Source organism: Pseudomonadota bacterium (assembly GCA_018823135.1).
GTDB lineage: Bacteria > Desulfobacterota > Desulfobulbia > Desulfobulbales > CALZHT01 > JAHJJF01.
In genome coordinates this window covers 1-4,352 of record JAHJJF010000001.1, presented here as the reverse complement: position 1 = coordinate 4,352, position 4,352 = coordinate 1, and the positions used below count along the sequence as shown (strand labels likewise).

At 49.7% G+C, this 4,352-nt stretch carries 5 protein-coding genes; 1 reads left to right on the top strand and 4 read right to left on the bottom strand.

What is annotated here, in order from left to right:
* A partial coding sequence (locus KKE17_00025) for an ATP-binding cassette domain-containing protein (protein ID MBU1708371.1) occupies nucleotides 1-1,231 on the bottom strand: 1,231 nt, incomplete at its 3' end.
* Between the two features lie 329 nt (nucleotides 1,232-1,560).
* On the opposite strand from KKE17_00025, the gene KKE17_00020 reads away from it, so the two are divergent.
* Nucleotides 1,561-2,223: a PAS domain-containing protein gene (locus KKE17_00020; GenBank protein MBU1708370.1), complete on the top strand. Its 663-nt coding sequence runs from the start codon at nucleotides 1,561-1,563 to the stop codon at nucleotides 2,221-2,223.
* Between the two features lie 129 nt (nucleotides 2,224-2,352).
* Here KKE17_00020 and KKE17_00015 read toward each other — a convergent pair whose 3' ends face one another.
* From KKE17_00015 to KKE17_00005, 3 genes are all read right to left on the bottom strand, one after another.
* Complete coding sequence (locus KKE17_00015; GenBank protein MBU1708369.1) at nucleotides 2,353-2,841, bottom strand: universal stress protein; 489 nt, start codon at nucleotides 2,839-2,841, stop codon at nucleotides 2,353-2,355.
* A gap of 393 nt (nucleotides 2,842-3,234) precedes the next feature.
* Entirely contained in the window at nucleotides 3,235-3,927 is a 693-nt protein-coding gene (locus KKE17_00010) for a TrkA family potassium uptake protein (protein MBU1708368.1), read from the bottom strand.
* Nucleotides 3,924-4,352, bottom strand: a 429-nt coding sequence (locus KKE17_00005) for a TrkH family potassium uptake protein (GenBank protein MBU1708367.1), incomplete at its 5' end; no start/stop codon positions are given. The genes KKE17_00010 and KKE17_00005, both read right to left, overlap by 4 nt.

Genomic DNA, 4,352 nt, shown 5'->3' with positions numbered 1-4,352 from the left:
GGGTGAACTGGCGCAGCCAACCCACCAGATCAAGATCGCCATTATTGAAATAGGTACTGTTTTCTTTCGGAAAATATGAGTTCTTCATGGTCACTCCCCAGCGGAAACTGCCAGCATCCGGCTCAAGCTCTCCGGCCAGAATCTGAAACAGGGTGGTTTTTGCCAGACTGCTCGGTCCGACAAAGGCTATCTTGTCACCCTTGTTGACGGTGAGAGAAAGATCTTTAAACATCGGGACTCCATCGATCGCTTTGGCCAGACCTTCGATCTCCAGAATAACATCCCCGCATGCCCGCTCCGGCTGGAAGACGATATAGGGGTATTTCCGGGATGAAACCGGCATGTCTTCGAGAGTAAGCTTCTCAAGAAGTTTTTTACGCGAGGTGGCCTGCTTGGCCTTGGAAGCGTTGGAACTGAAACGCCTGATAAAATCCTTGAGTTCGTCCGCCTTGGCCTGGGACCTTTTGCTCTCGTTCTCTTTCTGGTTGAACCTGAGCTCACTGGCCTGCTGCCAGAAATCGTAGTTACCGACATAGGTCTGAATCTTGCCATAATCGATATCCGCCATATGGGTACAAACCTGATTCAGGAAATGACGATCATGGGAGACGATAATAACCGTATTGTTGAAGCGGGAAAGAAAGGCCTCCAGCCAGTTGATGGTCTTCAGGTCCAGCTGGTTGGTGGGCTCATCCAGGAGCAGGATATCGGGGTTGCCGAACAGCGCCTGAGCCAGCAGCACCCGAACCTTGTCGCTACCGTCAAGTTCCTTCATTTTTTTCTGGTGCATCTCCTCGGGAATACCAAGACCGTTTAACAGCACCGCTGCCTCTGCCTCGGCTTCATAACCGTTCATTTCACCGAACTTAACCTCAAGCTCTCCGGAACGTAAGCCATCTTCCTCATTAAAATCAGGCTTGGCATAAAGGGCCTCACGTTCGGCCATCACCTTGTAGAGCTTCTTGTGACCCATGATCAGGGTGTTGAAAACGGTATGCTCGTCAAAGGCGAACTGATCCTGGCTGAGCATGGCGAGGCGCTGCCTCGGTCCCTTGGAAATCTCACCCCGATCAGGCTCAAGCTGACCGGCGAGGATCTTCAGAAAGGTCGATTTGCCGGCACCGTTGGCCCCGATCAGACCGTAGCAATTGCCAGGGGTAAACTTGATGTTGACGTCTTTGAAGATGACTCTCTTACCGTAAGAGAGAGCGATGTCGATTGCGGTGATCATGGTCGTGCCCTCATAAAGAAAAAAGCCGCACTCCCTTTTCCCGGGGCCGATGCGGCAAGCTTGTTTCGTAATTGTCAAAGCGCAAAGATTGACTACAAAGTTGGGCCGCCATTATAGCCGAAAATCTCAGAAAAACAACAACTTTTTACAAAACAACGCATCTCAGGGAGGATCCGGACACCTGCACAAAAACCTTCAATCATACCGGCAGGTTTTGTTTCTCCAGCACGCATTTATGCAAGAAAAATATGTAATCCACGAGGACATCTGTGCTAGCATTTTACTGAGCTGCATTTCTTTCCATTACCTTTTGAACAAGGGTTTTCTCTATGAACACTGGAACTACGGCCACCCTGTTCGAAGAGCTGCTTGATAAATCGGCAGTGGCAACTTTTGTGATTAATCCTGAGCATCAGGTTATTTATTGGAATAAACCATGCGAGATCTTAACGGGCATGCATGCGTCCGAAGTGATCGGTTCCGAAAATCACTGGCAGCCATTTTATGAGTCAAAACGCTCATGCCTCGCCGACATTGTCGTCAATGGACAATATGATCAGCTGCCTGAATTATATACGCGTTTTAAAAAATCGGTGCTGATACCAAACGGATTACATGCTGAGGGCTGGTATCAGAATCTGGGCAAAAAAAGGAGATATATTATTTTTGATGCTGCCCCGATTTACAACAGCCGGGGAGAATTAGTCGCCGCCATTGAAACCATACAGGACATTACTGATAAAAAATCGGCTGAAGAGGAAAAAGAAGTCTTAATTGTAAAACTGCAGAATATCATATCAAAAAACACATCCATCAGTGGCTTTGCCGCAATCTGCGCCTCATGCAAGGATATTCGCCAGGAAGACAACAAATGGATACCGGTCGAAAAATTTATTATGGATCGGACTGAAGTAAAATTCACCCATAGTATCTGCCCGGGTTGTGCCAGAAAACTTTATCCGGAATTAGGTCTGTTCCCCGAATTGGACTGAGTCCTCTGGCTCTGAGGTGCTCTGCAGGATTGACAGCCCCTTTCTTCTAAATGCCGTAGTTCTGCAAATCGTCCCGGATAACGATGCCGGACTTTATTTGCGGGCCATTCATGTATTCTGGATAACCCTTTATTCTTCCCCCTTCTCAACTCCTTCCTCCTCGACAACAGCCATGGCCTCCTGTTTCACCAGCATGATCGAACAGGGCATCTTGCGGATCAGTTCATCGTTACTGCGATTGAAAAAAAGATCTTCCAGGCGGCCCTCTTCATGGGCCTGCATCACCAGCAGGTCAATATTTTCCTCCTTGATGGCTTTCATAATCTCGGCAGTGGGCTCCCCTTCCCGGATCAACTCCTTGATGGAGACGCCCTTGGTCTTCTCGGCCGCAACCAGTTCTGACAGATGCCGCTTGGCATCCAGAAGGATTTTCTCATATTCATTCTGCAGCGACAGATGCCCAAGGCTCCAACCCATGAGACCGAAGGGATTGTAGACGGAATGGATGATATGGAGTTGAGCGTCATAATGCCGGGCTAGAGATAACCCCTGTTGAATGACTCTTCTGGATGATTGAATCATCCGGCTGACCACAAGAATGCGTTTGTATTCGTTCATGATAAATCTCCTGTTAAATTGCTTGAAGGTGGCAGGCGCCAGGAGAGAACTTTCCTGAGCTGTCACTGTCAGATATGGGCATGATTGGTGTAAGCAGGCCGCCGATCCTAAGGCCTGCCCAAATGAGCAAACTTGATTGGGCAAAAAAGCAGGGCGGCTGGACAGATACACTCGCCCTGTTACTATCAATTGATAAAGCAAAAGTCATGCCGATGAACGACCAACTCCCGGCTTATCAAGCAAACCTGTGTACATGCTGCCCATGATGGCAGGTCGAGAAGATCAGAAGGTCCGGGATTACCCTTTCCTGCCTCAATATATAGTGGCTCATCAAAATATTGCGGTTTGTGCCAAGGGGTGCCCTTTTCGCTAAAACAAGATTATTCTCATCAGTTACCCGTTCTTTTTCGGGGCCGCATCATCCGGCGCCTCTTCGTCTGGCTGCGGCTGCCAGCGCTCCTGCAGGCTGGGGATGTTTTTGCTGTGCGTCAGAATAACAATCTCGTCGCCAGGACGAAATGTTGTTTCTGCATCGGCATGGGAAAATTTTCCTTTCCGGTAATAGCAGATAACCTTAGCCTCGGAAGGCAATTTCAGGTCTTTGGCCGCGACAGTCTCGGCCTCTGTTGCCTTCAAGGTGAAAAATCGGGCCTCGTCCTTAATGACTGTCGAAAGTTCAACATTTTCACTGCCGCCCACCATGTCTTCAAGGTACCGGCTTATGGTGCGGGAAGGGACGATCGTGTCCTGCAGGCCCAACTCATGGCAGATGGATTCAAACTGCGGATTGCCGATACTGTTAATGACGCGCTTAAAACCGAGGGAACGGCCAACAAGACCGGCAATGAGATTGGCCTGGTCACTGTTGGTGAGGCAAAATAAAAAGTCGGTTTTTTCAGGGTTGACTTCCCGCAGGATGTTGGGATGGCTGCCATCGCCCAGCAGGAAGCTGCAGTCCATTTCTTCCGACAATTCTTCGATCCTGGCCTTATCCAACTCGATGATGACGACTTGATGGCCCTTTTTGATAAGCGCCTGAGCCGTTTCAACACTCACTTTTCCTGCACCGATAAATACCGTTCTCATCTTCCCTCCATTCTTCTGCCAAGCCAGGATCCCGGATACAACATCACCAGCCAGGCTATAATTTCAAGTCTTCCCAACAACATATCAAGGCATAAAATCCCTTTCAGCAGCGAGGGCAAGCCTGCACTGGTCAGCCCGACCGAAAGCCCCACCGTTCCGGTCGCCGAAACCACTTCAAACAGGGAGTCAAGCGGGCCGTATCCCATTGCGACAAAAGGCAACCAGGACAAAGCGACAACGGTGACGAACAGCACGATGAGCAGGAGCGCTTCGTGAATCTCTTCGTTGAGTAGTTTGCGGCCCGCCAGACGTGGTTCAATGACGGCGTGTTTCGGCAAACAGGTCCGCAGAAGAATCAGGCGCAACACACTCACCGCGATCAACAACCTGAGCAGCTTGAATCCACCCGCAGTCGATCCGACACT

Bases quoted from the DNA above. Each gene is read 5' to 3' on its own strand.
- KKE17_00010 (MBU1708368.1), bottom strand. From the start codon at position 3,927: ATGAGAACGGTATTTATCGGTGCAGGAAAAGTGAGTGTTGAAACGGCT.
- KKE17_00015 (MBU1708369.1), bottom strand. From the start codon at position 2,841: ATGAACGAATACAAACGCATTCTTGTGGTCAGCCGGATGATTCAATCA.
- KKE17_00020 (MBU1708370.1), top strand. From the start codon at position 1,561: ATGAACACTGGAACTACGGCCACCCTGTTCGAAGAGCTGCTTGATAAA.